The organism is Streptomyces sp. NBRC 110028, assembly GCF_001417735.1.
Taxonomy (GTDB): domain Bacteria; phylum Actinomycetota; class Actinomycetes; order Streptomycetales; family Streptomycetaceae; genus Streptomyces.
Genome location: NZ_BBUZ01000023.1, coordinates 94,656 through 121,304 on the forward strand (window position 1 = coordinate 94,656; position 26,649 = coordinate 121,304).

At 70.5% G+C, this 26,649-nt stretch carries 27 protein-coding genes; 9 read left to right on the forward strand and 18 right to left on the reverse strand.

The genetic code is table 11. The features are described from left to right. Positions 1-11: 11 nt before the first annotated feature. Positions 12-1,022, reverse strand: a complete 1,011-nt coding sequence (locus ASC60_RS05585; protein ID WP_079038203.1) for a methionine synthase — start codon at positions 1,020-1,022, stop codon at positions 12-14. Between the two features lie 70 nt (positions 1,023-1,092). Between ASC60_RS05585 and ASC60_RS05590 the strand changes: the two genes are divergently transcribed. After that, positions 1,093-2,364, forward strand: a complete 1,272-nt coding sequence (locus ASC60_RS05590) for a PQQ-binding-like beta-propeller repeat protein (protein ID WP_055547427.1) — start codon at positions 1,093-1,095, stop codon at positions 2,362-2,364. Between the two features lie 16 nt (positions 2,365-2,380). Here ASC60_RS05590 and ASC60_RS05595 read toward each other — a convergent pair whose 3' ends face one another. After that, a complete protein-coding gene (locus ASC60_RS05595; RefSeq protein ID WP_055547429.1) occupies positions 2,381-3,070 on the reverse strand; it encodes an SDR family oxidoreductase in 690 nt (229 codons plus the stop codon). 170 nt (positions 3,071-3,240) lie between these two features. Here ASC60_RS05595 and ASC60_RS05600 point away from each other — a divergent pair, with 170 nt between their 5' ends. Further along, positions 3,241-3,861, forward strand: a complete 621-nt coding sequence (locus tag ASC60_RS05600; protein WP_055547432.1) for an SRPBCC family protein — start codon at positions 3,241-3,243, stop codon at positions 3,859-3,861. On the opposite strand, the gene ASC60_RS05605 is transcribed toward ASC60_RS05600, so the two are convergent. Next, positions 3,843-4,370: a TIGR00730 family Rossman fold protein gene (locus ASC60_RS05605; protein WP_055548674.1), complete on the reverse strand. Its 528-nt coding sequence runs from the start codon at positions 4,368-4,370 to the stop codon at positions 3,843-3,845. The genes ASC60_RS05600 and ASC60_RS05605 overlap by 19 nt on opposite strands. Before the next feature lie 10 nt (positions 4,371-4,380). Next, on the reverse strand, positions 4,381-4,677 hold the full coding sequence (locus ASC60_RS05610) for a hypothetical protein (protein WP_055547433.1): 297 nt from the start codon (positions 4,675-4,677) through the stop codon (positions 4,381-4,383). Positions 4,678-4,779: 102 nt separating this feature from the next. Between ASC60_RS05610 and ASC60_RS05615 the strand changes: the two genes are divergently transcribed. The 5 genes from ASC60_RS05615 (at position 4,780) to ASC60_RS05635 (ending at position 9,246) form a co-directional block, all read left to right on the forward strand. Further along, complete coding sequence (locus tag ASC60_RS05615) at positions 4,780-5,598, forward strand: helix-turn-helix transcriptional regulator (protein ID WP_159043207.1); 819 nt, start codon at positions 4,780-4,782, stop codon at positions 5,596-5,598. After that, a complete protein-coding gene (locus ASC60_RS05620; protein ID WP_055547437.1) occupies positions 5,595-5,846 on the forward strand; it encodes a DUF397 domain-containing protein in 252 nt (83 codons plus the stop codon). The genes ASC60_RS05615 and ASC60_RS05620 overlap by 4 nt, the downstream gene beginning before the upstream one ends. Positions 5,847-5,926: 80 nt before the next feature. Further along, positions 5,927-7,360, forward strand: a complete 1,434-nt coding sequence (locus tag ASC60_RS05625) for a WGR domain-containing protein (RefSeq protein ID WP_055547439.1) — start codon at positions 5,927-5,929, stop codon at positions 7,358-7,360. Positions 7,361-7,635: 275 nt separating this feature from the next. Beyond that, complete coding sequence (locus tag ASC60_RS05630) at positions 7,636-8,502, forward strand: hypothetical protein (RefSeq protein WP_055547441.1); 867 nt, start codon at positions 7,636-7,638, stop codon at positions 8,500-8,502. 183 nt (positions 8,503-8,685) lie between these two features. Further along, positions 8,686-9,246 carry a Uma2 family endonuclease gene (locus ASC60_RS05635; protein ID WP_055547444.1) on the forward strand — a complete coding sequence of 187 codons (561 nt, stop codon included), beginning with the start codon at positions 8,686-8,688 and terminating at the stop codon, positions 9,244-9,246. A gap of 68 nt (positions 9,247-9,314) precedes the next feature. Here ASC60_RS05635 and ASC60_RS05640 read toward each other — a convergent pair whose 3' ends face one another. From ASC60_RS05640 to ASC60_RS05650, 3 genes are all read right to left on the reverse strand, one after another. Then, positions 9,315-10,811, reverse strand: a complete 1,497-nt coding sequence (locus ASC60_RS05640) for a class I SAM-dependent methyltransferase (protein WP_055547446.1) — start codon at positions 10,809-10,811, stop codon at positions 9,315-9,317. 328 nt (positions 10,812-11,139) lie between these two features. After that, complete coding sequence (gene mnmA, locus ASC60_RS05645; protein ID WP_079038205.1) at positions 11,140-12,291, reverse strand: tRNA 2-thiouridine(34) synthase MnmA; 1,152 nt, start codon at positions 12,289-12,291, stop codon at positions 11,140-11,142. A 51-nt stretch (positions 12,292-12,342) separates the two neighbouring features. Then, positions 12,343-13,254, reverse strand: coding sequence for a TIGR03619 family F420-dependent LLM class oxidoreductase (locus ASC60_RS05650; protein ID WP_055547450.1), 912 nt, complete (start codon positions 13,252-13,254; stop codon positions 12,343-12,345). A 179-nt stretch (positions 13,255-13,433) separates the two neighbouring features. Between ASC60_RS05650 and ASC60_RS05655 the strand changes: the two genes are divergently transcribed. Beyond that, positions 13,434-14,069, forward strand: a complete 636-nt coding sequence (locus tag ASC60_RS05655; protein ID WP_234356857.1) for an N-acetylmuramoyl-L-alanine amidase — start codon at positions 13,434-13,436, stop codon at positions 14,067-14,069. A gap of 73 nt (positions 14,070-14,142) precedes the next feature. Here the strand turns inward: ASC60_RS05655 and ASC60_RS05660 are convergent, their stop codons facing one another. Next, positions 14,143-15,312, reverse strand: coding sequence for a cysteine desulfurase family protein (locus ASC60_RS05660; protein ID WP_055547452.1), 1,170 nt, complete (start codon positions 15,310-15,312; stop codon positions 14,143-14,145). A gap of 107 nt (positions 15,313-15,419) precedes the next feature. Here ASC60_RS05660 and ASC60_RS05665 point away from each other — a divergent pair, with 107 nt between their 5' ends. Next, a complete protein-coding gene (locus ASC60_RS05665) occupies positions 15,420-16,271 on the forward strand; it encodes an alpha/beta fold hydrolase (protein WP_055547453.1) in 852 nt (283 codons plus the stop codon). Between the two features lie 199 nt (positions 16,272-16,470). On the opposite strand, the gene ASC60_RS05670 is transcribed toward ASC60_RS05665, so the two are convergent. The 10 genes from ASC60_RS05670 to ASC60_RS05715 all read right to left on the reverse strand — a co-directional run bounded on the left by ASC60_RS05670 (position 16,471) and on the right by ASC60_RS05715 (position 26,644). Continuing rightward, the gene (locus tag ASC60_RS05670; protein ID WP_055547454.1) at positions 16,471-17,346 is read right to left on the reverse strand and encodes an SRPBCC family protein; all 876 of its coding nucleotides are present in this window, start codon (positions 17,344-17,346) and stop codon (positions 16,471-16,473) included. Then, positions 17,343-17,651, reverse strand: coding sequence for a helix-turn-helix transcriptional regulator (locus ASC60_RS05675; RefSeq protein ID WP_055547456.1), 309 nt, complete (start codon positions 17,649-17,651; stop codon positions 17,343-17,345). Before ASC60_RS05675 ends, ASC60_RS05670 begins: the two co-directional genes overlap by 4 nt. A 54-nt stretch (positions 17,652-17,705) precedes the next feature. Further along, entirely contained in the window at positions 17,706-18,365 is a 660-nt protein-coding gene (locus ASC60_RS05680; RefSeq protein WP_055547457.1) for a trimeric intracellular cation channel family protein, read from the reverse strand. Positions 18,366-18,406: 41 nt separating this feature from the next. Continuing rightward, positions 18,407-19,477 (reverse strand): ABC transporter ATP-binding protein, encoded by a 1,071-nt coding sequence (locus ASC60_RS05685; RefSeq protein ID WP_055548675.1) that lies wholly within the window; start codon positions 19,475-19,477, stop codon positions 18,407-18,409. Between the two features lie 41 nt (positions 19,478-19,518). Further along, on the reverse strand, positions 19,519-20,652 hold the full coding sequence (locus ASC60_RS05690) for an ABC transporter ATP-binding protein (RefSeq protein WP_055547458.1): 1,134 nt from the start codon (positions 20,650-20,652) through the stop codon (positions 19,519-19,521). Then, complete coding sequence (locus ASC60_RS05695; RefSeq protein WP_079038207.1) at positions 20,649-21,623, reverse strand: ABC transporter permease; 975 nt, start codon at positions 21,621-21,623, stop codon at positions 20,649-20,651. The genes ASC60_RS05690 and ASC60_RS05695 overlap by 4 nt, the downstream gene beginning before the upstream one ends. 155 nt (positions 21,624-21,778) lie before the next feature. Beyond that, complete coding sequence (locus ASC60_RS05700) at positions 21,779-23,539, reverse strand: ABC transporter substrate-binding protein (RefSeq protein ID WP_055547460.1); 1,761 nt, start codon at positions 23,537-23,539, stop codon at positions 21,779-21,781. An 86-nt stretch (positions 23,540-23,625) separates the two neighbouring features. Continuing rightward, positions 23,626-24,630 (reverse strand): ABC transporter permease, encoded by a 1,005-nt coding sequence (locus ASC60_RS05705; protein WP_055547461.1) that lies wholly within the window; start codon positions 24,628-24,630, stop codon positions 23,626-23,628. Positions 24,631-24,938: 308 nt separating this feature from the next. Then, positions 24,939-25,739, reverse strand: a complete 801-nt coding sequence (locus tag ASC60_RS05710) for an enhanced serine sensitivity protein SseB C-terminal domain-containing protein (RefSeq protein ID WP_055547463.1) — start codon at positions 25,737-25,739, stop codon at positions 24,939-24,941. 107 nt (positions 25,740-25,846) lie between these two features. Next, a complete protein-coding gene (locus ASC60_RS05715) occupies positions 25,847-26,644 on the reverse strand; it encodes an enhanced serine sensitivity protein SseB (protein ID WP_079038208.1) in 798 nt (265 codons plus the stop codon). Between the last annotated feature and the right edge of the window lie 5 nt (positions 26,645-26,649).

Below are 26,649 nucleotides of genomic sequence, written 5' to 3' on the forward strand. Positions count from 1 at the left end.
TCGTCCTCCCGTCACTCAGGGTTGTCCGCGAGCGATCTCGCCGCCCGGACACAGTGGGCCAGCGCGGCGCGCGCGTACGCGGGCGAAGCGCCCGCGAGCCCGCACGACGGCGTGATCACCACGGACTCCGCGAGAGTCCCCGGTGACAGCCCCAGCCTGCGCCACAGCGTCCTGACACCCCCGACGCTACCGGCAGGGTCCGACAACGCGGCGTCGATGCCGGGTACGGCGCCGACGAACAGCGCCGTGCCCCCTTCCACGGCCTCCCCGATCGCCTCCTCCTCACGCTCCGTGAGCAGCGAGAAATCGAACGAGATCCCGCCCGCCCCGGCCCTCCGCAGCAGCCCGAACGGCACCCCCGGCGCGCACGAGTGCACCACCACCGGCGCCTCGGCCGCCGCCACCAGATCCCGCAGCGCGCCCTCCACCACGCCCCGGTCCACCGCGGCGTGGGTGCGGTAGCCGCTGGCGGTACGGACGGTTCCGGTCAGCACCGCCGTCAGCGACGGCTCGTCCAGCTGCAGCACCACCTCGGCACCGGGCACCCTGCGGCGCACCTCCGCCAGATGCGCGCGCACCCCCTCGGCCAGCGAGGCCGTCAGATCGCGGCAGGCCCCCGGGTCGCTCAGCGCCACCTCCCCGTTCCGCAGCTCCAGGCTCGCGGCGAGGGTCCACGGCCCGACGGCCGACACCTTGAGCGCCCCGCGGTGGCCTTGGGTGAACTCCTCCAGCGCGTCCAGGTCCTCCCCCAGCCAGGACCGCGCCCGCCGGGTGTCCCGCCCCGGCCGGTCGCCGATCCGCCAGCCGCTCGGCTCGACACGGGCGTACACCTCGACGAGCATCCCGGCGGTCCGCCCGATCATGTCCGCCCCGGGCCCCCGCGCGGGCAGCTCCGGCAGATACGGCAGGGCCTCAAGCGACCCGGTGACGGTCTTCGCGGCCTCCCGCGCGTCCCCGCCCGGCATCGACCCGACCCCGGTCGCGGCCCCCGCGCCCCAGCTGTGCTTCTTCGTCTCGCTCACCCCGGCAAGGGTAGGCGGTGATCGCCACTGGCTAAGGTGTCATGACCACGCCGCAGGAACAGGGGGGTTCATGGGCAAGCCGAACTGGCGGTCGCACCGGTCGCTGGGATTATCACTCGTGCTCGTGCTGGCCGTCGGCGCCGGGCTGACCTGGTGGCTGACGCGGGGGCCGGACGAGTACGGGGAACGGGTCAGCGGGCCGCATGGCGCGTACCCCTCCTCCCGTACCGGCGCCCCGGCCGCACCCGGCCGCTTCACACGCAGGGTCAACGACGCCGTGGACATCGTCGACGGGCTCTCCTTCCATCTCTCCGGGCACACCGAGAAGATCCACGCCCAGGGCCTCGTAGCCCGTAATCTGCGCACCGGCAAGACGTACTGGCACTACAAGCGGGACGGGAAGCGCATCGAGGCGGTGCGCGTCGCGGAGGGCACCGCGGTCCTGCGGTACTTCGACGGCCCGCTGATCGCCGTCGACATGCGCTCCGGCAGGCGGCGCTGGTACCAGGACCTCCCCGAGGAGCGCCGGTCCGGCGACGGGTTGTGGATCGCGAACGGCGTCGTCGCGATGTACACCGAGGGCAAGCTCGTGGCGTTCGACCTGAAGTCCGGCAAGCGGTCGTGGACCGCCGGGGTTCCCCGGTCCTGCCGCCTCGACAGAGTCCGGTACATCGTGCCCACCGCCTTCGGGGTCGAGGCCACCTGCGGCGGTGGGCCCCTCGCCGAAGACGTCGTCCTGGGGATCGACGCCCGGCGCGGCACGGTGCGCTGGCGCCATCCCGACTGGATGGGCGGTCTCCGCTATCTGAACCTCACCGACCACACCGTGTTCGCGCCCTACTGGAGGGACAACAAGCACACAGCCGTGATCGACGTCTCCGGAGCCGAGCCGACCATCCGCACCGCGCCCAACCCGGACCTGGACTGGGACGGGCAGGACGGCACCGTCGTGACGACGACGTTCGGCAAGGAGGGCAAGCTGTGGAGAGGGGACAACGTACTGCGGGCACGCGGCGCGGAGGACGGACGCGTCCGGTGGACCCACCACGCGCCGAGGGACCGGCGGTTCGGGCGGACGCTGGTCACGGAGGGCCGGGTGTACGTCGTGGAGCAACCGCAGGAGGACCGCGACCACAAGCCCGAGCCCGGCCCCACCCGGCTGCTGGTCCTTGACCTGGCGAGCGGGAAGACGCTGCACACCGCCCCCGTGCCCGCGCCCGCCCACCACGACTACGTCGGCACCCTCGACGCCTGGGTGGTGCGGGACGGCGTCGTGGCCGTCGCGTGGGATGCCGACACCCCCTACCACGACCCCGTCGACTTCACCGTCCTCGGCGGCTGACGGACGGCTTCCGGACTCAGCCGCGCGGACGGATCTGAAGGTCCGTGATCTCCGCGTCGTGCGGGAGGTCGAGGGCGGTGAGGACGGTCGTCGCGACGGTCCCCGGCGCGATCCAGCGTTCCGCGTCGTACTCCTTGCCCTCCTGCTGATGGACCTTCACCTGCATCGGCGTCGCCGTGCGCCCCGGGTAGACGGTCGTCACGCGCACACCGTTACCGCTCTCCTCCCAGCGCAGCGCGTCGGCCAGCGCCTTCAGACCGTGCTTGCTGGCCGCGTACGCGCCCCACTGGGCGTTGGCGCGCAAGCCCGCGCCGGAGTTGACGAAGACGACATGGCCCTGCGCCAGCCGGAGCTGCGGCAGGAGCAGCCGGGTCAGCTCGGCGGGCGAGACGAGGTTGGCGGCGAGCTGCCGGTTCCACGCCTTGGGCGTCAGCTCGCCGATCTCGCCGAGGTCGACCACGCCCGCGATGTGCAGCAGCGAGTCCAGCCGCTCCGGCAGCGCCTGGTGACTCAGCGCCCACGACAGCTTCTCCGGGTCCCCCAGGTCGCCGACGACCGTACGCACCCCCGGGAACCGCCCGGCCAGCTCCTTCGCCCGGCCGGCGTCCCGCGCCAGCAGCCACAGCTCATCGCCCCGCTCGGCCAGCCGCTCGGTGACCGCCGCGCCGATGCCCGAGCCTGCCCCAGTGATCAAATGCGTTCCCATGCCCCCAGCTTGCCGCACCGGCTCCGGCCCCACGGCATCGCCCTTCCGGCGCGACGCTAGATCTTCACGCTTTGGTTTGAGGTTCTTACGAAACCCATTGACACTGCCTCCGACTCTGCGTTAGAACTTCTAACGAACACGAGAACGACTAACCTCTCCTGGAGGACCCGATGCCGCGCATCCGCCCGTTAGCCACCTTGTTCGCGATCCCGCTCGCCGTCGCCGCCACCCTCGGAACGGCCACCCCGTCCGCCCAAGCCGCCTCCGGCGGTGCGCCCGCATGCCGAGGAGAAGGCGTCGACCCCGCCGCGCAGATCCGCCACCGGACCGACACCGTGATCAAGGCGCCGCTCAGCACCATCTGGAAGCTGCAGACCGACGTGGAGCGCTGGCCCGCCTGGCAGGCCCCCGTCCTCACCATGAAGCGCCTCGACCCGGGCCCCCTGCACAAGGGGTCGCGGTTCCGGTGGACCACCCCGGCGCCCGCCACCCCCACGACGCCCGGGACCACCCTGAGCATCACCTCGACCGTCCGCCAACTCCAGCGCGGCTCCTGCATCCTGTGGAGCGGGCCCGCGATCGGCGAAGGACTGCGCATCGACGAAGGTGTCCACCTGTGGAAGTTCACCAAGGTCAAGGGCGGTGTGCGGGTGCACACCGAGGAGACATGGACCGGCGAGCAGGTCGAAGCCGATGTCCCCACCGCGACCGAGGCCCTTGGCCAGGGCCTCGAACAGTGGCTACGCGACCTGAAGGCCACCGCCGAAGCGGATCAGACCGACTCCAGGTAGGTCATCGCCTCCACGCCGTTCTCCGCGAAGTGCACCAGCTCGCCGAGCGGACGCGGCAGGAAACCCTCGGCCTCCATCCGCTGGAACTGCTGCTTCAGCCCGTCGTAGAACCCCGCCGCGTTCAGCAGCACGACCGGCTTGATGTGCAGCCCGTGCTTCTTCAGCTCCAGGATCTCCGTCGCCTCGTCCAGCGTTCCGGTCCCGCCCACCATGATCACCACCGCGTCGGCGCGGGCGAGGAGCTGCGCCTTGCGGTCCGCGAGGTCCTTGGCGATCACCATCTCGTCGGCGTCCTCCCGGGCCTTCGCGGCGAGGAATTCCACCGAGATCCCGACCAGCCGCCCGCCGTGCTCCTGCACCCCGTCGGCCATGACCTTCATCAGCCCGACGTCCGACCCGCCCCAGACGAGGGTGTGTCCGCCCTTGCCGATCAGCTCGGCGAACTCCCGGGCGGGGGTGGTGTAGCGGTCGTCGAGGTCGGCGGCGGAGCAGAAGACGCAGATGTTCATGCCGGTCACTCTACGAGCCGGGCCGGGCACCTTCACGGCTCCGCGCCACGCGGATCGCGTCGCGCAGGGCTTCGGAGAGGCGAGCGGAGAGAAAGCGGAATTCGCCGAGCGGGACTTGGGGATCGGCGAGCATCGCGCGAGCGTGTGCCAGGAGTTCGTCGCCGGTGGAGAGCTGCATGGCCTCGACCTCGTCGGCGAGAGCGGATACGCGGCCGCTTCCGTCGGTGGAGAGATAGCACGGGCGGCCGTCGTCGGTCGTCCAGGGTAGCAAGCGGAGACCGGTCGGTGAGGTGACTTCGTGCGACATGTGCCCACTGTCACAGGTCGCGTCTAGCCTGGTCGCGGAATCGGCATAACGGTGCGTGACGGGTTCGCGACCGTGCGATCTGTGCGATGGGGAGGGGAACCGTTGACCGAACGGAAGAAGAAGCCGTCACCGGCCGCGAAGGTCTTCGGAGCGCAGTCCCGCATGATGCGGGAACGGCTCGGCTGGACCATGAAGGACCTGGAGAAGCGGATTCCGTATACGGAGTCGATGATCGCCAAGGTGGAGCGCGCCGAGCGGGTGCCGAAGCCGCCGTATGTGGTGGCGGTGGACGAAGCGCTCGCCGCGCAGGGGCTGCTGATCGAGGCGGCGAAGCTGCTGTGGCAGGACGGGCCGCCGGAATGGACGCAGGAGTACCGCGAGTTGCAGGCCCAGGCGTTGTCGCTGTGGGTGTACTCCACGCACATCCTGCATGGGTTGCTCCAGACGGAGGACTACGCGCGGGCGGTGTTCCGGTCCGTACGCCCCAGCCTGGATGAGGAAGCGGTGGAGCTTGCCGTACAGAGGCGGCTTGCGACGCAACAACTCCTGCACCGCAAGCCCGCGCCCAGGCTGGCTTTCGTCCTGGAAGAGGCCGTACTCAAGAAGATGACCGGCGGCCGGGCCGTGTGGGAAGGCCAGTTGCGTCACCTGCTGAAGTGCGCCGAACTGCACAATGTGCAACTACAGATCATGCCGAACTCCCGCGAGACCAATGCCGGGGTCGAGGGCCCGTTCGTCTTGCTGGAGACGCCAAACCACTGCACGCTTGGCTACGTTTCAGGCCAGCAAGGCAGCTACTTTCTCGCGGACGCTGAAGACGTGAGCATGCTCAGCCACCGCTATGGCACCATCCAGTCGCAAGCCCTCGATCCCGAGTCATCCGTGGCTTTCATCAAGCGACTGCTGGCAGGAGACAAATGAACACCGAACTTGCCTGGTTCAAGAGCAGCTACAGCGGTGGGCAGGACGAAGCCTGCGTCGAAGTAGCCGTCGAATGGTGCAAGTCCAGCTACAGCGGTGCCGAAGGCGAAGCCTGCGTCGAGGTCGCCGCGTGCCCTGATGCCGTGCACGTCCGCGACTCCAAGGACACCGCGATACCGGCCCTCACCGTCCCCGCACCCGCCTGGGCGGCCTTCGTGTCCTTCGCTGCCGCCCGCGACGCGGACTGATTGTCAGTGGCCCCTCCTACGGTCTGAGCAGTGGGGCCCACCGGACAAGGCGGCGGGCCCGTCCTGGGGAGGGGTCTGCCGTGTCGACGACGTATCTGGAGCTGTCGCAGGAAGGCGAAGGCGCACACAAGTTCTACGAGGTCGCCGTCAACGGGCTGACCGTGACGGTGCGGTACGGGCGGATCGGCGCCGCCGGGCAGACGCAGACGTCGACGTTCGCCACGGCGGAGAAGGCGAAGGCCGCCGCCGCGAAGAAGCTCGGGGAGAAGGCCCGCAAGGGATACGCCCCGGCCGTTCCCGGGCAGCGGGCCCCGCGCCGGGTGACCCGGCGCCAGGTGACCTCCGCTCCGTCCACCGCGCGTGCCGTGGCCCCCGTGCTGTGGCGATTCCGCACCGGCTCGTCGGCCTTCGGCATCCACGTCGATGACGACCGGTGCTGGGTCGGCAACCAGGCGGGGGATGTCTTCACCCTGGACCACGACGGCGGCGTCCTCGCCCACTTCAACCTGCCGGACGGGGTGAAGTGCCTGGTCGCCGACGACTTCTGGATCTACGCGGGCTGCGACGACGGCAAGGTCTACGACCTGTCCTCGAAGCTGCCGTTCGCGGCGTACGACATCGCGTCCGACATCGACATCTTCTGGCTGGACATCCATGAGGGCGTCCTCAATGTCTCGGACCAGGACGGCCGGCTCACCGTCATCGACCACGAGGACGAGCACCAGTGGGCCCGCCGCAGCCAGGGCAAGCATGCCTGGATGGTCCGCGCCGATGACCGGGCCGTCTACCACGGCCACGAACAGGGCATCACCGCCTACGCTCCCGACGGCGGCGGCGAGCTGTGGCACAGGCAGACCACGGGCAGCGTTCTGTTCGGCTGGCAGGAGGACGACAGCGTGTACGCGGGGACCGGGCGCCACGTGGTCCAGCGGCTGTCGAAGGCGACCGGCGTGGTCGAGGCGACCTATGCCTGTGACGGCGCGGTGTACTCGTGCGCCACCTCGCCCGGTGGGCGGTTCGTCTTCGCCGGTGACTCGGCGTCGTCGGTCTACTGCTTCGACCAGGACGGCACACGCCTGTGGAAGCTCGGCACGGGCGGGGGCTCGGCGCTGTCGATGCAGTACCGCGACGACCGGTTGTACCTGGTGACCACGGACGGCTCGCTGGTGTGCGTGGACGCGAGCGAGGCGGCCATCTCGGCGGCGCATCAGGGCACGGTCCCGGCGGTGCGGGACGTCAAGCTCGCCGCCGCCATGCCGACCTACGCCCCGGCCACGGCCGTGGGATCGGTGGCCACCGTCACCCAGGCCCCGGCCGGGTCGGTCGTCGTCGAGTGCGTCCAGGACGGCGGCCGGGTCCGGGTGCGCGTGGTGTCCGAGGGCTACGACCCGTCCTGGAAGGTCCAGTTCCCGCGCGCGATACGGGAGCCCGGGGCGCGCTATGTCGTGGACACCCTGCACGCGGCGGCCGGGGGCTTCTACCGGGTCCGCGGTGACATCCGGCGGCTGCTCTGACGGACGACCGGATGCCGGGCCCCCGTCGCCCGGTGCAGCGGAGCCAGGCGCCGGGCAGCCGACAGCCGGTGGGACGGCGCCCTACCAAAGAACCCCGGTAGAGAACTCCCACCCACCCACCCCGCCAACTCATCACCCCATCGGGTGACTTGGGCGCGAATATGCCAAGGGTCGCGTTAGTCTCGCCGCAACAACCTCACACAGACGTCGGCCCCCGCCGGGACTGCCATCCCAAGGCGAGGGCCTGACCAAACCAGGAAGAGACGAGCTTCCCGATGGCTGTCACGCAGTCTAGTGCGCCCGTGCGCGCTCGCGCCGACGCTCCCGCGTCCGGCGTCACCCGCATCCGCACCCGGCACACCGCCAATTTCACGGTGCTCTCGAATCGGCTCGCCCAGCGGGCGGGCAGTGCGGTGACCGTCGGCGTCGCCGCGTACATCCTGTCGCTGCCCGACGGCGCCTCCATCCGCATCGACGCGCTCTGCGCCCACTTCAAGGAGGGCCGGGCCCGGATCTCCGCCGCGCTCAACGAGCTGGAGGCGGAGGGCTGGCTGGAGCGGCGCGTCGAGCGGGGGCCAGGCGGGCGGATCGTGACGCGGACGTTCGTCTACGACGCGCCGGGCCGTACGGAGAGCGACGCGCCGTCGGCCGTGCCGCCCGTCGTCGGGGCGCCCGTCGCGGAGCCGGGACCGAAGCCGGGACCGAAGCCGGAAGCGGCGCAGGCACATGCGCCGGAACCGGCGCAGGAAGCGGCGCAGGGCGCCGCGCCCGATCCCCGGGCCGCCGCCGTCCTCGGCTCCCTGCGCCACCGCGACCGGCGCCTCGTGCTGTCCGAGCGAGAGACCGCCGCGCTGGCGCCCGCCGTCGCGGAGTGGCTGGACCGTGGGGTCGGGCCGTACGAGATCGCCGAGGCTCTGACCTCGGGGCTCCCCGACCGCATCGACCGCCGTCCGGTGCGGCTGCTCGCCTACCGCCTGGCCGCCCTGCGGCCGCCGGAGCCCGCCGCCGCCGACCCGGCGCCGCCCCGTCCGATGCCCTTCCAGGACTGCGACGGCTGCGACCGCGTCTTCCGCGCGCCCCAGCCGGGGCGCTGCCGCGACTGCCGAGCCTCGGCGGCCAGCTCGGCGCTACTCGCCGCTTAACCGTGACGTGAACCCACGCTCTCCGACCTGAAGGAAGAGGAATGACCGCATGACGCCCGCACACCGCGGCACCCCGCGCTCGCCTGCCGCACGCACGACGTCGCCCATAGCGCCGACTGTGTGCAGGGACACATACGCACAGCTACCCTGGCAGAGGCCAGGGTCACGAGGGGAGGGCACACCATGACAGCGCAGATGGAGAGCCCAGTGCAGACCGAAGAGATGCGGCGCTTCGAGGAATTCGACGCGGCATTCCCGGACTACCACGCCGAGATGATCGATGGAGAGGTCTACGTCAGCACCTTGGTTACCAGCGCCCATGGGCAGATGGTCATGGCCATCGGAGCCCAGCTCATGTCCAGGTGGTGTGTCATGACCGAGGTCGACACCCTCTACGACGGCTGGCACGGCACGACGCTACTCAGGCCGGACATCTCCGTCGCGGATCCCTCCTACCGAGGGACGCGACTCGCCACGTTTCCGGCCGACGAGATCATTCTCGTCGTCGAGGTCGTCTCGGAGTCCAATCCGGAGAACGACACCGAGAAGAAGGTCAAGAAGTACGCCCTCGCCGGGATCCCGTACCACCTGATCGTCAACCCCATCCAGGGGAGGTGCCTGCTCTACTCGCTGCCCAGCGGGGACCACTACCGCGGATCGGTTGAGGCCGACTTCGGGGAACCGGTGCCGATTGGTGATCCGATCGACATGACGCTCGACACCAAGGCTCTCTACACGTACTGAGCGACCCACAAGCGGCCGGTGGCGGGCCCGCCCGCCACCGGCCGTACCGGGTTACCGAACGGACCGGGCTACCGGGTGAAGTGGAAGATTCCCCATGTCACGTGGTTGTTCCTGCCGCCCTCGACCCAGTTGGTGAGACCTTTCTTCATGTGGGCGAGGTAGTCGGCGCTGACGTGTTCCGCCAGGCCCTCGGACTCCTGGCGGCGGGTCTCCTCCAGGACCCGGGCGTAGTGCGCGATCAGGTGGTCGCGGTGCTCCTCGAAGCCGCCGCCGACCTCGGTGAAGCCGAGGCGGGCCAGTTCGTGGCGGTAGAAGTCCGGGGAGCCCATGGTGTCCAGGTGGATGCGGTCCAGGATGGGGCGCAGGGTTTCGGGCGGGCAGCCGTCCGCCGCCATGGGGTCGGTGAAGATGAGGTGGCCGCCGGGGCGCAGGACGCGGGCGGCCTCCGCCAGGGGACGGGTGCGGCTGCCGCTGTGCAGGAACGCGTCCTGGGACCAGACGACATCGACGCTGTTGTCCGGCAGCGGGATGGTCTCGAAGGAGCCGTCCACCACCTCGATGATCTCGCTGAGCCCGCGCTCGGCGTTGATCGCGCGGTGCCGCTCGTTCTCCACCTCGCTGAGGTTGAGCGCGGTGACGCGGCAGCCGTAGGTCTCGGCGAGATAGCGCGCCGAGCCGCCGAAGCCGGATCCGAGGTCGAGGACGCGGGAGGAGGGTGTCAGGTCGAGGCGGCTCGCCATGCGGGCCACGGTGCGCCTGCTGGCCTCGGCGATCGGCTCGTCGGGCCGGTCGTAGAGACCGATGTGGATGTCCTCGCCGCCCCAGACGCGCCAGTAGAACTCGTCGGCGTCCGTGGAGTTGTAGTAGGCGCGGGCGGTGCCGACGGTCGCGGAATAGTCGGCGGTCGGCTCGTCCGTCGCGATGTACTCCTTCTCCGCGACGTGGATGAAGAAGTCGGGCCGCTCCTCCCGGTAGGTGTGCTGGAAGTCGCCGTACGTCTCGATCCGCTGGAAGCCGACCTCCTGCATGAGCCGGCGCGTGTAGTCCTTGCGCAGCGGAAACATGTTGAGGTGGTAGACGGAATCGTCGGGGAAGCTGTAGCGCATGCGGCACAGCCCCTCGTCGACGTGCTCCGGCTCGACCGCGACGTCTTCGCCGCAGTAGTAGTACACGTGCTTGCTGGTGAAGCCGTTGTCGAGCATCGCGTCGTAGTTGCGGTGGTCCAGGATGAGGATGCCGTCGTGCTTGAGCATCGCGTAGAACTCGGCGAGGGCCTTGCGCCGGTCACGCTCCGAGAAGAGGTGCGTGAAGGAATTGCCGAGACAGACGATGGCGTCGTACTGGCCGTGCACGTCGCGGTTGAGCCAGCGCCAGTCGGCCTGGACGACGCGGAGGATGTGCTCGCCGTGTTTGAGCCCGTTGTCGAACGCCTGGGCGAGCATTTCGGCGCTTCCGTCGACGCTCGCGGTCTCGAATCCGGCTTCCAGAAGCCGTACCGAATGAAACCCGGTCCCCGTGGCCACATCGAGGACCGTCTTTACGCCACGCTCCCGAAGGAGGTCGATGAAGAACGTACCCTCACTTTCCGATCGCTTTTCCCAGTCGATGAGCGAGTCCCATTTTTCAACGAAGCTTGGTACGTACTCCTCGGTGTAGTGATCGGTGTCCCTGACCTCGAATGGATTGTCTCCGAATTTCTGGACAGATCGCGCAGAAATAACGAAACCTCCGGTACTGAGACAGCGGACAACGGCACCCGTGTCCAGAAGTGCGCCTCCCCGGAGCCGCGTGATCTATGCCACCCACGAGGCCAATTGCATGTAAATACCAGGCAACACGGACCGACCTATCTGGAATACACCGCTTTATGCTGTTCTTTAGCGTTTCGCCCCGTTACGCCTGTACGGCGGGGCGGGACCGCTCCGTCGCCGCGATGGTCGCCGAGCCCACGACGCGGGTGCCGTCGTAGAGCACGATCGCCTGGCCCGGGGCCACTCCGCGGACCGGCTCGGCGAAGGTCACCCGCAGCTCGCCGTCCACCGGCTCGGCCGTCACCCCGGTCTCGCCGCCGTGGGCGCGGAGCTGGGCGGTGTAGGTGCCGGGACCGGTGGGCGCGGCGCCGCACCAGCGGGGCTTGATGGCGGTGAGCGCCGAGACGTCCAGGGCCTCGGCGGGGCCGACGGTGACCGTGTTGTTCACCGGGGAGATGTCCAGCACGTACCGCGGCTTGCCGTCGGGCGCCGGGTGGCCGATGCGCAGCCCCTTGCGCTGGCCGATGGTGAAGCCGTACGCGCCCTCGTGGGTGCCGAGCTTGTGGCCGCCCTCGTCGACGATGTCGCCTTCGGCGGTGCCGAGGTGACGGGCGAGGAAGCCCTGGGTGTCGCCGTCCGCGATGAAGCAGATGTCGTGGCTGTCGGGCTTCTTGGCGACGGCCAGACCGCGCCGCTCGGCCTCGGCGCGGATCTCGTCCTTGGTGGTCAGGGTGTCACCGAGGGGGAACATGGCGTGGGCGAGCTGCCGCTCGTCCAGGACGCCGAGGACGTACGACTGGTCCTTGGCCATGTCGCTGGCCCGGTGCAGCTCCAGTGCGCCGTCCTCGCCGCGGACGACCGTGGCGTAGTGGCCGGTGCACACGGCGTCGAAGCCGAGCGCGAGGGCCTTGTCCAGCAGCGCGGCGAACTTGATCTTCTCGTTGCAGCGCAGGCAGGGGTTGGGGGTGCGGCCCGCCTCGTACTCGGCGATGAAGTCCTCGACCACGTCCTCGCGGAACCGCTCGGCCAGGTCCCACACGTAGAAGGGGATGCCGATCACATCGGCGGCCCGGCGGGCGTCGCGCGAGTCCTCGATGGTGCAGCAGCCGCGGGCGCCGGTGCGGAAGGACTGCGGATTGGCGGAGAGCGCGAGGTGGACGCCGGTCACATCGTGGCCCGCCTCGGCCGCCCGCGCGGCGGCGACCGCCGAGTCAACGCCGCCGGACATGGCGGCGAGGACGCGCAGGCGACGGCCGTCGCGGGGACCTGTGGGCGCACCGGGGAAGTCAGTCATAACCCAGCCAGCATAATTCGCTGCGCGGGGAACGGATAACGGGTTCCGCGCTCAGCCGGCGCGGACGCTTTCCAGCACGCGCCCGGCCAGGTCAAGGGCCTGATCGGCGTCCTTGGCGAGGTAGGACAGCTCGACGAAGCAGTGCTCGACGCCCGCCTCCCGCTCCGCGCGGGTGATCGTGGCCGCGATGTCCTCGACCGAGGCGTCGGCATCGGGGTTGACGCGGAGGATCGCGCCGAAACGGGCCGGATCCCGTCCCTCCCGCTCGACCGTCTCCCGCAGCCCGGCCAGGCCTTGGGCTACGGGCGCGATGGGGTCGGTCCCGGCGTACTTCCGGCCGACGAGCGCGATGGGCAGCCAGCCGTCGGCGCGCCGGGCGGCCCGGGCGAGGGCGGCGGGGGCGAAGGCGCCCAGGTAGACCGGTGGGCCGGGGCGGCCGACGGGTTTGAGGTCGATGTGGCTGGCGGGCACGGTCCAGTGTTCGCCGCGGTGCTCGACCGGGTTCTCCGTCCACCAGGCGGTGAGCACGTCCAGGCATTCGTCGAGCCGGCGGCCGCGCTCGGCCATGGGGATGCCCGTCGTCTCGTACTCCTCGGGCGACCAGCCGGTGCCGAGGCCGACCAGCAGCCGGCCCGCGCTCAGCAGGTCGACGCTGGTGAGGGAGCGGGCGAGCAGCGCGGGCGCGTACCAGGGGGCGTTGATGACGTTGGTGCCGAGCTGGACGCGTTCGGTGACCGCGGCGGCGGTGGCCAGCAGGGCGAACGGGTCCAGGGCGGAGCGGAATTCCGGCGGGATCACATCCGTACCGGCGTAGCCGACCTTCGGGTCGACCGGGGCGAGCAGCCGGTCGCCGACCCACAGGCTGTCCGCGCCGAGCGCTTCGGCCTGCTGTGCGAAGCGTGTGACGTGCTGTGGATGGTGGGCCAGATCACCGAATTGGGGAAGGGTGAACCCGATGCGCATACGGCGGCTCCTCGTCGACTCGTTGTCCTCGGGCTACGGGTGATCCTCTCCGTTGGTTCAATATTCAGCTACCCGTCGGCGTACGGTTCGCGCCATGATCCGCAAGCGGCGGAACCGCACGCGTGGGCCCGCGCGTTGAAGCCTGCGTGAGTGAAACCAACGGCGGCGTGCGCCGCCGCATGAGCCGGCGCACGCTGCTGCTGGGCGGTACCGCGGCCGGTCTCGGCGCGGCCGGTCTCGCCGGGTATGCCGCGCGGGACAGCCTGGAGCACCTGTGGTGGCGGATGCCCGGTGAGCAACGGCCGCGGAAGGAGGGCGCCGTCGACCACCCGGGCGCTGACTGGGTGGCGGCCTCCGGGGCCAACTACCGCCGCGCCGACCGGCCGTACGACTACACGGTGGACCGGGTGGTGATCCATGTCGTGCAGGGTTCCTACGAGGACGCGCTCAAGGTCTTCCGGGACCCCGGGCACCGCGCCGCGGCGCACTACGTGGTGCGCCGCGACGGGCACATAGCGCAGACGGTCCGCGAGCTGGACGTGGCGTTCCACGCGGGCAACCGCTCGTACAACGAGCGCAGCGTCGGCATCGAGCACGAGGGCTTCGTCACCCGGCCCCAGGACTTCACGGACGCCATGTACCGGTCCTCGGCCCGGCTGACCGCGGCGATCTGCGAGCGCTACGGGATGGAGCGGGACCGCGAGCACATCGTGGCCCACTCGGAGGTGCCGGGCACCGACCACACCGACCCCGGCCGCCACTGGGACTGGGACCGCTATCTGGAGCTGGTGCGGGCGGTACGGATCGCCACGTGAGCGCGGGGGCCACGTCGCTCAGGCGGTGCCGAAGACGACGGCGAGCGGGCGGTCGGCCGCGCGATCTCGCCGGTCAACTGAGCCCCGCGCCGCGCGCCCGTTCCACGGCCGGGCCGATCGCCTCCGCCACCGCCTCGACATCGGCCTTGGTCGACGTATGGCCGAGCGAGAAGCGCAGGGTGCCGCGCGCCAGGGCCGCGTCGGTTCCGGTGGCCAGCACCACATGGCTGGGCTGGGCGACCCCGGCGGTGCAGGCCGAGCCCGTGGAGCATTCGATGCCCCGCGCGTCCAGCAGCAGGAGCAGCGAGTCGCCCTCGCAGCCGGGGAAGGAGAAGTGGGCATTGGCCGGGAGGCGGCCGCCCGGATCGGGGTCGCCGCCGAGGACCGCTTCGGGGACGGCGGTGCGGACGGCGGTGATGAGCGCGTCGCGCAGCGCGCCGATCTCCCGCGCGAACTCCTCGCGGTGCTCGGCGGCGTACGCGCCGGCCACGGCGAAGGAGGCGACGGCGGGGACGTCGAGGGTGCCCGAGCGCACCTGGCGCTCCTGGCCACCACCGTGCAGGACGGGCACGGGGGCGTACTCGCGGCCCAGCAGCAGCGCGCCGATGCCGTACGGACCGCCGATCTTGTGGCCGCTGACCGTCATGGCGGCCAGGCCGGAGGCGGCGAAGCCGACGTCGAGCTGGCCGAAGGCCTGGACCGCGTCGGCATGCAGCGGAACGTCGAACTCCGCCGCTACGTCGGCGAGTTCGCGCACCGGCTGGACGGTGCCGATCTCGTTGTTGGCCCACATGACGGTCGCGAGGGCGACGTCCGCGGGGTCGCGGGCGATCGCCTCGCGCAGCGCGTCCGGGTGGACGCGCCCGTACGCGTCGACCGGGAGCCACTCGACCCGCGCGCCCTCGTGCTCGGCGAGCCAGTCGACCGCGTCGAGCACGGCGTGGTGCTCGACGGGGCTGGCGAGCAACCGGGTACGGGCCGGGTCGGCGTCGCGGCGGGACCAGTAGAGCCCCTTGACGGCGAGGTTGTCGGCCTCGGTCCCGCCCGAGGTGAAGACGACCTCGCTGGGGCGGGCGCCCAGTGACTCGGCGAGGGATTCACGGGACTCCTCGACGGTACGGCGGGCCCGCCGGCCGGCGGCGTGCAGGGAGGACGCGTTACCGGTGACGGCGAGCTGGGCGGTCATCGCCTGCACCGCCTCCGGAAGCATCGGGGTGGTGGCGGCGTGGTCGAGATAAACCATGGTGAGCTCGATTCTACGAGCCGTGGGGCGAGGCCGTACCGGGTGCGCGGGCGCGGAGTCCGCGCGACCCCTTTTTTCTTCGGTAAGGAGTGTCTAGGGTTTTACTCATGACAGCCGCTGATGACTGGGACCTGGACCGCACGTATCGCAGCGCCTCCGGCGAGGTCCGCTGGGCCATTCTGGGCTCGCCGGACGCCCCGCCGGTGGTGCTCCTGCACGGCACGCCGTTCTCCTCGTACGTCTGGCGGGCCTTCGCCCGCGCCCTCGCCGACCGGTGGCGGGTGTTCGTCTGGGACATGCCGGGCTATGGGGTCTCCGAGAAGAGCGCGGGCCAGGACGTCTCCCTCGCCGCGCAGGGGCGGGTCTTCGGTGAGCTGCTCGACCACTGGGGGCTGACCGCGCCCGGGGCGGAACCGGTCGTCGTCGCCCATGACTTCGGCGGGTGTGTCGCGCTGCGGGCGCATCTGCTGCACGGGGCGCGCTACCGGCGGCTGGCCCTGGTCGACCCCGTCGCTCTGCCGCCGTTCGGCTCCGCCGCGTATCAGCTGTTCGGCGGTCACGCCGAGGTCTTCGAGCGGTTGCCGCCGGCGCTGCATCGGGCGCTGGTGCGGGAGTACATCGGCTCCACGGGCGGGCCGGGGCTGCGGTCGGGGGTTCTGGATCGGCTCGTCGAACCGTGGTGCGGGGATGCGGGGCAGCCCGCCTTCTACCGGCAGATCGCGCAGAACGATCAGAGGTTCATCGATGAGATCGCGGGGCGGTACGGGGAGGTTTCGGGGCCGGTGCTGGTGTGCTGGGGCACGGATGACGCGTGGATTCCGGTCGCGCACGCGGAGGAGCTGGCGGCGCGGATTCCGGGGGCGCGGGTGCGGTTGATCGAGGGCGCGGGGCATGTGGTGCAGGAGGATGCGCCGGCGGAGCTGATGGCCGCGGTGTGGGAGTTCCTCGGGGAGGGCTGAGGTTGTGGGTGCGGGTGCCGGTGCGGGTGCGCCTGCGGCGGACTGCTCCCCTGCCCCGCCCCTTCCCGAAACCGGGGCTCCGCCCCGGACCCCGTCTCGGGCGCTCGGGGTTTCGTGGGCGGGTGCGGGGCGGTGGGTGGGTTGTGCCCACCCACTCCGCCCCGCGGAACGATGGCCCACGACCAGGCCCACAACGGGTTCACCCCCGCATGCGCAGCAGCTTGGCGGCCAGGAGGGCGATGTGGCGGCGCCAGGCGGTGAGGGACCGGGTTCGCTCCTGCTCCGCGCCCGGCGGGCCGGTCTGGGTGAGGATGAGGCGGGCGCCGTGGCCGGTGCCCCGGGCCAGTTCCCAGCGGACCCGGCCGGCGGGCCGCCCGGCGTGCTCCCAGTCGTAGGACAGCGTCCGGGGCGCCTCGGCCTCGGTGATCGCGCCCGCCGGGACCCCCTCGGTGCGGAATCCGAACGGCACCGGCTCCCCGGCCGTGAGCCCGGCCGCGCCGGTCTGCCCGGCCAGCGCCTGCCACACCGTCTCGGCGGGGCGGACCAGTTGGCGCTCGAAGCGCAGCCGCCAGCCGCCGTCCTCGGTGGTCTCCACCGCGCCCTCGGCCAGGCCGAACGCCTCGACGTACGACTCGTGCAGCTCGGCCATGTCGCCCGGGGCGGGCTCCTCGCCGCCGAGCAGCGCGGCGAGGGCGGTGATGCAGGCGTGCCAGCCGGAGGCGAAGCTCGCGGCGCCGAAGCGGTCGCCGAAGGTGTGGGTGAGGGTCAGCAGACAGCCCTCCCCGTCGGGGCGCAGCTCCCAGCGGAGCTGGTCGTCGCCCCAGGTGAAGGCGAAGACACGGGGCGGGTCCAGCTCGGTGACCACGCCCTCCATGTCGGGGGCCTCACGGCCGGGGAAGACGAAGCCCATCCGGCCGCCGACCTCAAGGTCCACCCGGACCTCGGAGGGGAACCAGTGGGCCAGTTCGGCCGGGTCGGTCAGGGCCTGCCAGACCCTCTCCGGGGGATGGGCGAGGCGGCGCTCCAGGCGCAGGGCGGAGCGGCCGCCGCCGGACTGGCTGAGGGTGTCCTTCATGGCTCTTCTCCGTCGAGGTGGCGTTCCAGCGCGTCGAGGCGGTCGGTCCACAGCCGCCGGTACGGGGCGAGCCAGGCGTCGATCTCGGCCAGCGGCTCGGGGCACAGCTCGTACCACCGCCGCTGGGCGTCCCGGCGCACCCGCACCAGCCCGGCCTCGCGCAGCACCCGCAGGTGCTTGGAGGTGCCGGGCTGGGTCAGCCCGAGCCGGTCGGTCAGCTCGCCGACCAGTCGGGGGCGCTCCAGGAGGAGGTCCAGGATCTGCCGTCGGCTCGGCTCCGCGAGCACGTCGAACGGTATGGGCATGAAGGGAAATATAGCTTGCGGGGTATATAGCCGCAAGGGAATGTAGCTGTCCGGTCAGATGTCTTCGGTCGCCGTGCTGCGGCGGTTCCACGCGCGCGGCGCCCGCCATCCGTACCGCATCGCCAGCAGCCGGGCGACGAAGGCCACCACGGCCGCGAGGGCGCTGGTGGCCCCGGAGAGCGCGCCGAAGTGGATGAGCAGGGCGGCTATGGACGCGCCCACGATGGCGGGGACGGCGTACAGGTCGCGGTCCCAGCGCAGCAGCGAGGGCACCTCATGGGCGAGGACGTCGCGCAGCACGCCGCCGCCGACCGCGGTCGCCATGCCGAGGGTGACGGACGAGGTGAGGCCGAGCCCGTGCTCGTGCGCCTTCACGGTGCCCTCGACGCAGAACAGCCCCAGCCCGGCCGCGTCGAAGACGCCCACCGCCCGGGTGATCCGCTCGACCTGGGGGTGCAGGAAGAAGACGATGACGGTGGCGACGAGCGGGGTGAAGAAGTAGCCGAGGTCGACGAAGGCGGCGGGCGGCACCGCGCCGATCACCAGGTCCCGGAACACCCCGCCGCCCAGCGCGGTGACCTCGGCGAGCACCGCCATGCCGAAGACATCGAAGTTCTTGCGCACCGCGAGCAGCGCACCGGAGATCGCGAAGACGAAGATCCCGACGACCTCGAACGCGTGCTGGACGGACGGAGTGACCAGTTCGATGAGCACCCGACATTGTTATCCGACGATGCCGCCGCGCCCGCCCCGTCTCAGCTCTCGGTCTTCTTCGTCGCGCTCCGCACCGGTCCGGCGACCTGGCCGGGTGCCTGGTCCACCGCGTTTTCCGGGTGGTGGCAGGCCACCTGGTGGCCGGTGGCGAGCGCCACCAGCGGCGGTTCCTCCCGCTTGCACACCTCGGTCGCCTTCCAGCACCGGGTGTGGAAGCGGCAGCCGGACGGTGGCGAGATCGGCGAGGGCACATCGCCCTTGAGCAGGATCCGCTCGCGCCGGGCGCGCCGCCGGGGGTCGGGCACCGGCACCGCGGAGAGCAGCGCCTTGGTGTACGGGTGCATGGGGGTCTCGTACAGGGCCTGGCGATCGGCCAGTTCGACGATCTTCCCGAGGTACATCACCGCGATCCGGTCCGAGACGTGCCGGATGACGGACAGGTCGTGCGCGATGATCACGTACGTCAGGCCCAGCTCGTCCTGGAGGTCGTCCAGCAGGTTGACCACCTGGGCCTGGATGGAGACGTCCAGCGCGGAGACCGGTTCGTCGGCGACGACCAGCTTGGGCTTGAGGGCGAGCGCCCGGGCGATGCCGATGCGCTGCCGCTGGCCGCCGGAGAACTCGTGCGGGTAGCGGTTGTAGTGCTCGGGGTTGAGGCCGACCAGCGCCAGCAGCCGCTGCACCTCGGCCTTGACGCCGCCCTCCGGGGAGACGCCCTGCAGCCGGAAGGGCGCGCCGACGATCGCGCCGACGGTGTGCCGGGGGTTCAGCGAGGAGTACGGATCCTGGAAGATCATCTGGACGTCGCGGCGCATCGGGCGCATCGAGGCGGTGCCCAGGTGCGTGATGTCCTTGCCCTCGAACTCGATCTTCCCGGAGGTGGGTTCGAGCAGCCGGGTGATCAGCCGTCCCATGGTGGACTTGCCGCAGCCCGACTCGCCGACCACGCCCAGGGTCTCCCCCTGGCGCACGTCGAAGTCGAGGCCGTCGACCGCCTGCACCGCGCCGCTCTGGCGCCGCAGCAGCCCCTTCTTGATGGGGAAGTGCTTGACCAGGCCGGACACCGTGAGCAGGGGCTCGGGCGCGGTGGTCACCTGCTCCGGGACCGTCATCTTCGGATCCTTCACGTCTTTCGTGCCCTGGGAGTCCGTCGTCACAGCTTCGGCGCAATCTCTTCGGTCCAGATCCGCGTACGGTCCTCCCGCGCCATGTGGCAGGCGGAGAAGTGCTCGTCGCCGTCCCGCACCTGGCGCAGCTCCGGCCGCTCGGTGCGGGTGACGCCCCCTTCGGGGACGTCGGCGTACGGGCAGCGCGGGTGGAAGGCGCAGCCGGACGGGACGTTGATCAGGCTGGGCGGGGAGCCCTTGACCGGAATCAGCCGCTCGGTCTGGTCGCGGTCGATACGGGGCATCGAGCCGAGCAGTCCCCAGGTGTAGGGGTGCTGGGGCTCGTAGAAGACCTTCTCGGCGGGTCCCCGCTCCACGCACCGGCCCGCGTACATCACCAGCAGGTCGTCGGCGAGTTCGGCGACCACGCCCAGGTCGTGGGTGATGACGATGACCGCGGAGCCGAACTCCTTCTGCAGATCCCGGATCAGGTCGAGGATCTGCGCCTGGACGGTGACGTCGAGGGCGGTGGTCGGCTCGTCGGCGATGAGCAGTTCGGGGTTGTTGACCAGCGACATCGCGATCATCGCGCGCTGGCGCATCCCGCCGGAGAACTCGTGCGGATAGCTGTCCACCCGCTTGTCCGGCTGCGGGATGCCCACCCGGTCGAGCATCTCGACCGCGCGCTTGCGGGCGACGTCCTTGGCGACGTCGTGGTGGACCTGGTACGCCTCGGTGATCTGGCGGCCGATCGTGTAGTACGGGTGCAGCGCCGACAGCGGATCCTGGAAGATCATCGACATCTCGCGGCCGCGCAGCTTGCGCACCTCGTCGGGGTCGGCGCCCAGCAGCTCCTGCCCGTTCAGCCAGATCTCGCCGGAGATCCGGGCCTTGCGGCGGCCGTACTGGCCCGCGGTGTGCAGCCCCATGATGCCGAGCGAGGTGACGGACTTGCCGGAGCCGGACTCGCCGACGATGCCGAGGGTCTTGCCCTTCTCCAGCCGGAAGCTGAGCCCGTCCACGGACTTGACCAGGCCGTCGTCGGTCGGGAAGTGGACCCGCAGATCGCGCACTTCGAGGAAGGACGTCGGGGCGGGCGAACCGGCCGCGGCCACCTCCCCCACGGCGGCGGCCGGGGTCTCCCCCGCGGCGTCGGGCGCGGGCTTGTTCACATCGGTCATCCGAGCCTCACTCGTGGGTCGATGACGGCGTACAGGAGGTCCACGACGAGGTTGGCGACCACGATGCACAGCGCGGCGATCAGGGTGACGCCCAGGATGACCGGGAGGTCCTTGTCGCTGATCGCGTTCACCGCGAGCCGGCCGAGGCCGGGCAGGTTGTAGGTGCTCTCGGTGAGCACCGCGCCGCCGAGCAGCGCGCCCAGGTCCAGGCCGAGCAGGGTGAGGATCGGGGTCCAGGTGGAGCGCATCGCGTGCCGGCCGATGACCGTCCGCTCCCGCAGCCCCTTGGCGCGGGCGGTGCGGATGTAGTCCTCACCCATGATCTCCAGCATGGTGGCGCGGGTGAGCCGGGCGTACATGGCGGCATAGAGGAAGGCGAGCGTGATCCACGGCAGGATCAGGCTCTCGAACCACTTGGCGGGATCGTCGCCGAGCCCCTTGTAGTCCACGTCGACCCACTTCAGCTGGTAACTGAAGATCGCCAGCGAGAGCAGACCGGTGAAGTAGATCGGCAGCGAGACACCGGCGAGCGCGGCGGTCATCGCCGAGCGGTCCCACAGGGTGCCCCGGCGCAGCGCGGAGACGACACCGGTGGCGATGCCGCCGGTCAGCCACAGCAGGCACGCGCCCGCGGCGAGCGAGAAGGTGACCGGCATGGCGTCGGTCAGCTGCGGCCACACGGCCTGCTCGGTGCGGAAGGAGTAGCCGAAGCAGGGCCTGGGGCAGTGGGTGACGTCGGAGCCGTTGGCGTAGTCGCGGCCGGCGAACAGCCCCTCGACGAAGTGCCAGAACTGCACCAGGAGCGGATCGCTGAGCCCCAGCTTCTGTCTGATGCCCTCGATGGCCGCGGGGTCGGCCTGTTTGCCGACGAAGAGCAGCGCGGGGTCGGAACCGGCCCACTTCGGGATCACGAAGAAGATGGCGAAGGTCGTCAGGGTGACGACCAGCAGCATCATGACGACGGCGAACAAGCGCCGGATGACGTAAGCAAGCACTGTGCGCGGCCCGGTGGCGGTCCCGTCGCCCCTCGAACCGGGGTTACGGGACCGCCACGCGCGGCCATCACCTGCCCTTCGGGCCTATCGGATGAAGCGACGGTGGGGGTGGGGTGGCTGGTGGCCGGCCGTCACTTGACCCCGAGGGACACGTAGTCGTACCGGCCGTTGTAGGCCGAGGACGAGTAGGCGTTGGTCAGCCGCGAGCTGCGCCAGGTGATGTTCTTCTCGTAGAGGAACGGCATCGCGACGGCCAGGTCGGCGACCTTGTGGTTCATCTCCGTGTAGATCTTGCCGGCCTTGACGGGGTCGGTCTCCTTGAGCGCGTCGTCGAAGTCCTTGTTGATCGTGGCGTCGTTGGTCTCGGAGACGTTGTAGTTACCGGTCTGCTCGATGAAGCGGCCGTCGAACAGCGGGCGGGAGAAGCCCTGGCCGGTCGGGAAGTCGGGGCCCCAGCCGGTCATGTTGAGACCGTAGCCGCGCTTGTGCATCACGGCCGGGGAGCCGGTGATGCCGGCGGACGAGCCGCCCTCGATCTCGTTGATGTCGAGCTTGATGCCGACCTTGCTCAGGGACTCCTGGAGCGCCTCGGCGGCCGCCGTCTCGTTCGGCTGGTCGGTGCGCGAGACGATCTTGGCGGAGAAACCGTTCGGCTTGCCGCACTGCTTCAGCTCGTCCTTGGCCTTGGCCGTGTCCGGCTTGCCCTTGCGCTTGATGACGCCGTACGGGTCGTAGTCGTCCGAGCCCTTGATGGTCTTGGGGAGCATGTTGGGGGCGAGGGCACCACCGGCCTGCGGGCCGCCGCGGGTGGTCTGCAGCTGGGTGTAGTCGGCCGCGTAGAAGACCGCCTTGCGGCAGTGGATGTTGTCGAACGGCTTCACCTTGGTGGCCAGGTCGACGTACCGGACGAAGTTCGTCTCCATGTTGTCGACGTTGCCCTTGTGCTCCTTGAGCGCGGCGGCGCGGCCGGACTGGCCCATGCCGGTGGCGCTCAGGAAGACGTCGTAGTCGCCCTTGATGAGCAGCTTGTCGATGGCTTCCAGGTTGGAGTTGAAGGTGACGGTGACCTGGTCCGGCAGGGCGGCGCGGACCGGGTCGGACGACTTCTTCCACTTGTCGTTGCGCACCAGGGCCAGGCTCTTGCCCGGGGTGAAGGACCGCACCTTGTACGGGCCGGAGGAGAACGGCCGGTTGGTGTACTGGGCGCCGGTGTCCTTCTTCCGCTTGACCGGGGAGCCGGTGGGCATCGCGAGCATCTGCTCGAAGTCACCGTTGGGCTGGGCGAGACGGAAGGTGATGGTCTTGTCGTCCGGCGTCTCGATCGCCTTCAGCCCGAGCTTGTCCTTGGACTTGTCCTTGTACGGGCCCGGGTACTCGCCCTTGGGGTCGAGGACCTGGCGCAGATAGCCGGGGCCGCCGGAGACCACGTCCTTGGCCCAGATGCGCTCGATGCCGTACTTGATGTCCTTGGAGGTGATCGGCGAGCCGTCCTCCCAGGTGATCCCGTCGCGCAGGGTGTAGGTGTACGTCTTGCCGCCGTCGCCGATCTTGCCGGTGGAGGTGGCCAGGTCGGGGACCAGTTCGTTGGCGGCCTCACCCGGCTTCGGCGCGTACGTGATGAGTTGACGCGAGTAGAAACGGGCGAAGTCCCAGGCGAAGCCGTAGTACTGGCGCTGCGGGTCGAGCGAGTCGAAGTTCTGCTTGTTGATGAACTTGAGGGTGCCGCCCTTCTTGGCGGACTTGTTGGCGACGCCCTTCGCACCCGCGTTGAATCCGGCACCGGAGGATTTCTCGTCGTCGCCGCCGCCGCACGCCGCGGTGGCGAGCAGGGCGCAGACGACAGCCGTCGCGCCGACGATCCGCCTGCTTCTCGACGAACGTAGGGGTTTCATGGTTCCTGCAACCTCCGGAATAGCGGTACGTGGCATGGCGCGGGGAAAGCTTGGGGGAGCCGCCTGACATCCGCGGCCGGGGCGCCTCAACGGGTGCCCTTGGGGTCGAGGGCGTCGCGGACGCCGTCGCCGAACAGGTTGAAGGCCAGTACGGTGATGAAGATCGCCGCACCCGGGATGATCATGAACATGGGGTCGTCCTCATAGGTGCCCACCGCCTTGGAGAGCATCTGCCCCCAGGAGGCGGTCGGCGGTTTCACGCCCGCCCCCAGGAAGCTGAGGGCCGCCTCGGTGAGGATGTTGGTGGGGATCATCAGCGTCGCGTAGACGGTGATCGGCGCCACCAGGTTGGGCAGCAGCTCCCGGAAGAGGATGTAGCGGCGGCCGGCACCGAGGCTGCGCGCGGCCTCCACGTACTCCTTCTCGCGCAGCGACAGCGTCTGGCCGCGCACGATGCGGCCGACGTACGGCCAGCCGAAGAAGCCGATGACGCAGACCAGCACCGCGATGCGCACCCCGCTGCCGGTCAGGCCCAGCAGGTCGTTCGGGAGCACCGAGACCAGGGAGATGATGAACAGCAGCTGCGGGAAGGCCAGCAGCATGTCCATCACGCGGCTGATCACCGAGTCCACCCAGCCTCCGAAATATCCGGCGATGATGCCGAAAACGGTGCCGAAAACGACGGCGACCAGGGCCGCGAGGAAGGCCACCAGCAGCGAGATCCGCGCGCCGTAGACGACGCGGCTGAACACGTCGCGGCCGTTGGAGGGCTCGACGCCGAAGAGGAAGTCCGAACTGATGCCGCCCAGGCTGCCCTTGGGGGTGCCGAAGAGGGGGTCGATCTCTTCCTGGTGGAAATCGTTGGGCGGGTGGCCGAGCAGACTCACGATCAGCGGAGCGAAGATCGCCACGAGCACGAGGAAGACGACCACGGCTCCGCCCGCAAGCGCCAACTTGTCGCGTTTGAGGCGTCTCCAGGCGATCTGTCGCAGCGATCGTCCCTCGACCGACGCCGTGACCACATTCGCCGCTACATCGGCAGTCGCGACCGGCTCTGCGTCGGCGCTCGTGCCGTGCAATGGTGCCGTCATCGTGGTGGGGACCCCTCTCGGCCGGTGGTGACCGGCCCACGACTCGCCGCTGTGGCGGCTTGAGTTCACAAGGTGAGCGAAAGGGGTCGTTTTATGGAACCGCGCCCCTTGGAGCGGGAGTCTTCATCGCGTTTGTGATCACCCGCCAGTACCCACGGGCAATGGATGCCTAACCGTGATGTGCGGTAAGCGGTTCCGGTATACGGACAGTTGTGACCCGTGAACGCATCAGTAACAACGCCCCACCACGGGCGATGCGCGGTGGGGCGGTGCGGAAGCCGACTCGGCGCGCCCGACGGCGCGGCGGCTCAGTACGCGTGACGCGGCGGCGGATAGCCGTACCCGTACGACGGGGGCGGCGGCGGGGGCGCGGCGTTGTAGGCGTCGCGGTCGAAGAACGGCCGGGCGTGGGCCCGCATCCACATCGCGACCGGGTCGTGCTCGTCCGACAGCTCGACCGTGGAGACCGGCAGCCCCTCCGGCACCACGCCGACCGACTGCTGCATCATCAGCCGCACCGACTCCACGGCCTGCTGGGCGTTGTCGTACAGGTCGAGCCCGATGGCCAGATACGGGGCGCCCAGCGCGGGCTGCACCCAGGCCCGGCGCAACGAGCGCACCGCGGCGGTGCGGTGCGCGTTCTGCCCCAAGAGGGCGTAGAACTGCGGGATTTCAATGGCGGGCTCGGTCAGCCGCAGCGGACCGGCGGGCAGCCGGTCCAGCCCGCCCGCGATCCGCCGCAGATCGAGCCAGGGGATGCCGACGCCGCCGCCGGGGGCGTGCGGGTTGAGCCACAGGCCGTAGTGGTCGCGGTAGAGGGAGTCGGCGATCCGGCGCGCGTCCACCACCTCGTGCGCACGATTCCAGCCACTGGCGGCGAGTTCCTGGGCGGAGGTCACACACGGTGCGTAACCATGGCCCTCCACGTCCATGTGGCCGTACTGGGCGTCGGGATCGCCGGGCGCGCCGCGCCACAGCAGCATCCAGACCTGGCCCTCGGCGAGGGCGTGCAGCAGCGCCTCGTAGGCGTCGTACCGGCCGGGAGCGACCTGCTGCAGCGTTCGCTCGACCTGACCGGCAGCCGCCCCCCAATCCGCGCCCGCGCTCACCTGGGTCCGCCCCTCTCTCGGCCTTGCCCGCACCTCACCGGGACGCGCGCCGCCCCGACTGGTCATCCAACCAGCTTACGGGCCCCCGTGGCCGTCCCCCGAGTGCGTCACAGGTCACGGTCGTAGAACGGCCGAACACGCTCCAGCATCCACGTGGCCACGGGATCACCCTGCGCGACGTCCAGCGCGACGAGCTGAACGACCCACGGCACCGGCACCGCCCCGAGCGCCCGGCCCAGCGCCTCCACCGCGAGGGCCTGCCCCTCCGGGCCCGGCGCGTCCAGCTGCACCCCGACGAAGAGCGCAGGCTGATCGCCCTCGACGCTGGCCAGCGCGCGCCGCGCGGTGCGTACCCCGGGCTCCTTCGTGAACTCGATCCCGGCGGCGGCCAGGAAGTCGACCGGCTCCTCCTGCCAGTCGGGCTCGAACAGCCGCACCCGGCCCCCGCGCGCGGGGCCGTCCAGCTCGCTGCGCCCGGACTTGCACAGCTCCTCGACCGCGGACGGCGGCAGCGGGACGCCGACCGGCCCGTCCGGGTTCACCACGATGCCGAGCTGCGGCGGCAGCCCGCGGGCGAACTCGACGGCCGGGGCGATCGTGAACGACATATGGCCGCCGACGATCTGCAGGAACTGCTGCTCGGAGCTGAAGACGGGCACATACGCCTGGCCCTCGATCTCCAGGGTGGGCAGGTCGAGGCTGCGGCTGTCGGGGCCGCCGCCGTTCGGCAGCGGGATCCAGACGAAGCTGCGGGTGAGGGTTTCGACGATCCGCGCTCCGGCACCCGGGACCCCGATCGAGGCCGCGAGCACCTCTTCCAGCTCATTGCCGGGGAACGCCGGATAAGCGCCGTCGGGAAATCCTCCGTGAGCGGGGGTTATGCCCTGCTGCTCCGGGATACTCATCTTCG